Source organism: Flavobacterium sp. (assembly GCF_039916025.1).
GTDB lineage: Bacteria > Bacteroidota > Bacteroidia > Flavobacteriales > Flavobacteriaceae > Flavobacterium.
The window spans coordinates 1-5,189 of sequence record NZ_JBDSMB010000068.1 but is presented as its reverse complement, the minus strand read 5'-3'; the positions used below and the strand labels follow the sequence as shown (position 1 = coordinate 5,189).

Annotated in this window: 4 protein-coding genes and 1 pseudogene; all 5 read left to right on the top strand. The window is 35.4% G+C overall.

Going from position 1 to position 5,189, the window contains the following annotated elements:
• The coding region (locus ABIQ27_RS04205) for an N-acetylneuraminate synthase family protein (protein ID WP_348032339.1) at nucleotides 1-818 on the top strand (818 nt) is incomplete at its 5' end.
• Nucleotides 815-1,975 (top strand): UDP-N-acetylglucosamine 2-epimerase, encoded by a 1,161-nt coding sequence (neuC, locus tag ABIQ27_RS04200; RefSeq protein ID WP_348032337.1) that lies wholly within the window; start codon nucleotides 815-817, stop codon nucleotides 1,973-1,975. The genes ABIQ27_RS04205 and neuC, both read left to right, overlap by 4 nt.
• Complete coding sequence (locus tag ABIQ27_RS04195) at nucleotides 1,975-2,670, top strand: acylneuraminate cytidylyltransferase family protein (RefSeq protein WP_348032336.1); 696 nt, start codon at nucleotides 1,975-1,977, stop codon at nucleotides 2,668-2,670. The genes neuC and ABIQ27_RS04195 overlap by 1 nt, the downstream gene beginning before the upstream one ends.
• 1 nt (nucleotide 2,671) lies before the next feature.
• The gene (gene asnB / locus ABIQ27_RS04190; RefSeq protein WP_348032334.1) at nucleotides 2,672-4,366 is read left to right on the top strand and encodes an asparagine synthase (glutamine-hydrolyzing); all 1,695 of its coding nucleotides are present in this window, start codon (nucleotides 2,672-2,674) and stop codon (nucleotides 4,364-4,366) included.
• A pseudogene (locus ABIQ27_RS04185) lies at nucleotides 4,367-5,189 on the top strand (UDP-glycosyltransferase); the annotation flags it as partial. It abuts the gene before it with no gap.

Here is a 5,189-nt window from a genome sequence, read left to right as displayed (position 1 = left end):
CGCGTTACGATTATTGGAAGCGAATGGAATTCACATTAGAACAATGGAAAGACATCAAAAAGCATTGCGATGAAGTTGGTTTGGATTTCATTTGTTCACCATTTAGCAATCTTGCCGTTGATTGGCTGGAAGAAGTTGGTGTTAACACCTATAAAATTGGTTCCGGCGAAGTGAATAATTTGCTACTTTTAGAGAAAGTAACGCACACAGGAAAACCAATTATCATTTCTTCAGGAATGAGCAGTTTTACCGAATTGAATGAAACGGTTAATTTCCTGAAAAGTAAAAAAGCAAAGTTTTCTATTTTGCAATGCACAACGGCTTATCCAACAATGCCCGAACAATACGGACTGAATGTTATCGGCGAATTGAAAGAACGCTATAATGTTCCGGTAGGTTTTTCAGACCATTCTTCTTGGGTTTCCACCGGAATTGCAGCTGTTGCTCTTGGTGCAGAAATTTTAGAATTCCATGTAGTTTTCCATAAAGAAATATTTGGTCCTGATACCTCCGCCTCACTGACAATCATGCAGACAAAACTGTTGGTTGAAGCTGTAAATAGAATTTATATTGCCCAAAATAATCCGATTGACAAGAATAGCAATGAAAGCTTCAAAGAGCTGAAATCTATTTTTGAGAAATCATTAGCCATAAATAAAGATTTACCAATTGGACATGTCATTACTTTCGAAGATTTAGAAAGCAAAAAACCAAAAGATTTTGGTATTTCCGCTCAGGATTTCAAAGAAGTCATCGGTAGAAAATTGAAAAGCAATAAATCCAAATGGGATTTTTTGAATGAAGCAGATTTAGCATGAGTAAAACAAGAAAAATAGCTGTTGTTATTACAGCAAGACCATCATACAGTCGCGTAAAAACTGTTTTGACTGCAATTAAAAAGCATCCCGAATTGGAGTTGCAACTTATTGTGGCAGCGTCTGCTTTGTTGGATAGATATGGTAGCGCAGTCAATTATATAGAAAGCGACGGATTTGAAATTGCCGCCAAAGTTTTTAATGTTTTGGAAGGTGAAAATCTAACCGCTGCGGCCAAAACTACCGGTATTGGAATTCTTGAATTGTCAACAGTTTTTGATAACCTGCGACCAGATATTGTAGTTACCGTTGCCGACAGATTTGAAACGATGGCAACCGCCATTTCGGCTGCTTATATGAATATTCCACTTGCTCACATTCAGGGTGGCGAAGTAACAGGAAATATTGACGAAAAGGTTCGTCATTCAATTACAAAACTGGCAGATTATCATTTTGTGGCTTCTGAAAATGCAAAGAAAAGAGTAATTCAGCTGGGCGAAAATCAGGAAATGGTTTTCAATACTGGCTGTCCATCAATTGATATCGCACAGGAAGTTGCAAAAAATACAAAACTGACTTTCAATCCTTATGAAAAATATGGAGGTGTTGGTTCTCAACCCAATTTGGAAAATGGTTACCTTGTGGTAATGCAGCATCCTGTGACTAATGAATACCAGGATTCAAGAAAACATATCGAAGCTACTTTGCGTGCTATTCAGAAAATAAACAAACCAACACTTTGGTTTTGGCCAAATGTTGATGCAGGCGCCGATGGAACTTCATCAGGAATTCGTTCTTTCCGCGAAAATCACAAAATGGAAAACGTTCATTTTTTTAAAAATATGGAAGGTGATGATTTCCTGAATTTACTGCATAACTCATTGTGCTTATTAGGAAATTCAAGTGTTGGGATTCGTGAATGCGCTTATCTTGGTGTTCCTGCGGTGAATATTGGTTCGCGACAAAATCGCCGTGACCGAGGTCAAAATGTAGTTGATGTTTCCTATGATGAGAATGCTATTGTAAATGCTGTCGAAAGTATTTTGAAAGATAATAAAAGAACAACTTCCAATATATACGGAGGTGGTGATGCCGGAGAAAAAATTGCTAAGCTTCTAAAAGAATTACCACTGCAGTTTCATAAAACCATAACTTACTAATGAGAATTCTTGGTCTGATACCAGCTCGTGGTGGCTCCAAAGGTGTTCCAAAAAAGAATATAAAACTTCTTGGAAAATTACCATTGATTGAATATACTATATATTCTGCAAGGGACTCTAAATTTTTGACCGAAATAGTTGTTTCAACAGATGATGAAGAAATAGCTATAGCAGCAGAAATTGCAGGTTATAAACCACCATTTGTAAGACCGGCAGCATTTGCCCAAGACACATCAACATCGCTTGAAGTGGTCCAACATGCTATTGCTTTTTTCGAATCTCAAAATATTTTTTTTGATGCGGTTTGTTTACTACAACCTACGAATCCTTTCAGAGAAAAAGGTTTGATTGATTTGGCAATTGAAAAATTTATCGCTGCCAATGCTGATTGTCTGCTTAGTGTTTTACCAATTCCTGAAGAATTTAATCCACATTGGGCATTTGAAGAAAACGAAAATGGATTACTGAAAATTGCTACTGGCGATGAACAAATAATTCCAAGAAGACAAGATTTGCCAAAATCATTTCACCGCGATGGCTCTATTTATATTACTAAAACGGCTGTGATTAAAGGCGGTTCGCTTTACGGAAAATCAATCGCTTACTTAGAAAGCAATCCTCAATTTCATGTGAATATTGACACCATGAAAGATTGGGAAAAAGCTGAACGATTACTCACTCAAATCAACTTGTAAGATGTGTGGTATCGTTGGAATTATAGGTCAGAAAGCTACTAAAAATAGTATTTCACAGATGTTGGAAACTCAAAAACATCGTGGACCTGACTTCATGGATTTTTATTGTGAGGAAAACAAAATTGCTTTAGGTCATAACCGATTGAGCATTATTGATTTGTCAAGCAATGCAAATCAACCATTTATAAGTGATTGTGGTAATTATGTTACGACTTTTAATGGTGAAATTTATAATTATATCGAGTTGCGAAATGAACTTCAAAGTAAGTATCATTTCAGAACCCAATCAGATACTGAAGTTTTATTAAATGCCTACAAAGAATGGGGTGAAAGCTGTTTGGAGAAATTCAACGGTATGTTTTCTTTTGCTATTTGGAACAAAAAAGAGCAATTCTTATTCGCAGCCCGCGACCGATTTGGAGTAAAGCCTTTTTACTATTTTATTGACAACGATACGTTTAGTTTTGCTTCTGAAATTAACCCTATTCACGCTATTGGAGTTGACAAAATACCAAACGATAAAGTGTGGCTCAACTTTTTTTCTGAAGGAAGTTATGGCATGCCAAATGAAACTTTTTGGCAAAACATCCATCAATTACCCGGCGGACATTTTTTGACTTATAAAAACAATTCACTTCAAATCAAAAAATGGTATTTCTTTGAAGACAGAATATTAAAATTGCAATCTCAGTTTCACGAAAACGAGGAAGAATATATTACCAATTTGCTTTTAAAGGCAATTAATTTACGCTTTAGAGCAGATGTTCCGATAGGATTTAACCTTAGCGGAGGATTAGATTCCAGTACATTATTAGCATTGATAGACCAACAAAATATTGACAAAACTACCGTTGAAGCTTTTACTTTTATAACCAATGATGAACGTTATGATGAGTTAACCTGGGTAAAATCCATGTTGGAAAACAGATCCTTTCATTTGAATATTTGTCCGCTTGCTGCTAATGAAGTTCCTGAACTTTCTCTGAAAATTACGCAACATCAAAGCGAGCCTTATGGTGGAGTTCCAACGATTGCTTATTCCAAAATATTTCAGGCTGCAAGACAAAAAGGATTGAAGGTATTGCTCGATGGGCAGGGTTCGGATGAAGCTTGGGCAGGTTACGATTATTATACCAATAACTCTCAAAACATCATTCAGGGCGTTACGAATTCACCTTTTAGAACAAATGTTCTCAACGCTGATTTTGCTAAAAATTACACCGAAACTGTTTATCCAAAACCATTTGATGATGATTTATTAAATCTTCAATACCGCGATTTGTTTTACACCAAAATTCCACGTGCGCTGAGGTTTAACGATAGAGTTTCAATGTTGCACGGAACAGAATTGCGTGAACCATTTTTAGATTATGAATTGGTGGAATATGTTTTCAGCAGACCAAAAGATTTTAAATTAAAAGATGGTGTTCAGAAATGGATGCTGCGTAAGATTGCAGAAAAGTTTCTACAAAAAGACTTAGTTTTAGCACCCAAACGTCCTTTGCAAACACCACAAAGAGAATGGCTTTCGGAAGATTTAAAAGATTGGGTTAAAACCGAAGTTGCATTGTTGTATCAAAATAACTGGTTTGACAAATCAGCATTAGAATCAGAATTAGAATTGTTTTTTAAAGGAGACAATCAAAGTAGTTTTCATATATGGCAATGGATTAATGCCGGACAATTATTAAAATAAATGCAGAATAAAAAAGTTTTTATCTTACTTCCTGATGGCGTCGGCCTGCGAAATTTTGCCTTTACCAATTTTCATAAATTGGGTATTGACAACGGATTTGATATTACTTTTTGGAATGCAACTCCGTTCAAATTAGAAGAATTAGGATTTAAAGAACTAAAAATCACGAATCCCAGAGCGCATCCAATAACTGATTTTTTGAAGAAAGCCCAGATTCAGATTGAGCTGAGCCAGAATATAAAAAAATCAAAAGACAAAGTTTACGATACTTATAGGTTTCCTTTTTCAAAAACAAGCATTAAAGAAATTGTGAAAATATTCATTGTACGTAACATAATTTTCTTCAATAATTCTCAAAGTGGCTTAAACAGAATCAGAAAAAAAGTAGCTGAGAACGAACGAAAAACAAAATTATATTTCGATAGTATAGATACGCTTAAAGCCGAGAATCCGGCGATGGTTTTTTGTACAAATCAAAGAATAACAACTGCAGTTGCTTCAATTTTGGCTGCACAGGATTTAGGAATACCAACAGCCACGTTTATTTTTTCCTGGGATAACCTGCCAAAAGGAACAAAAATTATCGAAACGGATTTTTATATTGTCTGGAGCGAACACATGAAAAATGAGTTGCTTTATTATTATCCATACGTAAAAGAAGAGCAAATTTTTATCACGGGAACACCGCAGTTTGAGCCGCATTTTGATAAAACATTTTTATTGTCTAAAGAAGCATTTTATCAAAAATACAATTTAGATTCCGCTAAAAAATACATCTGTTTTTCGGGAGATGATATAACAACTTCTCCGAACGATCCTCAGT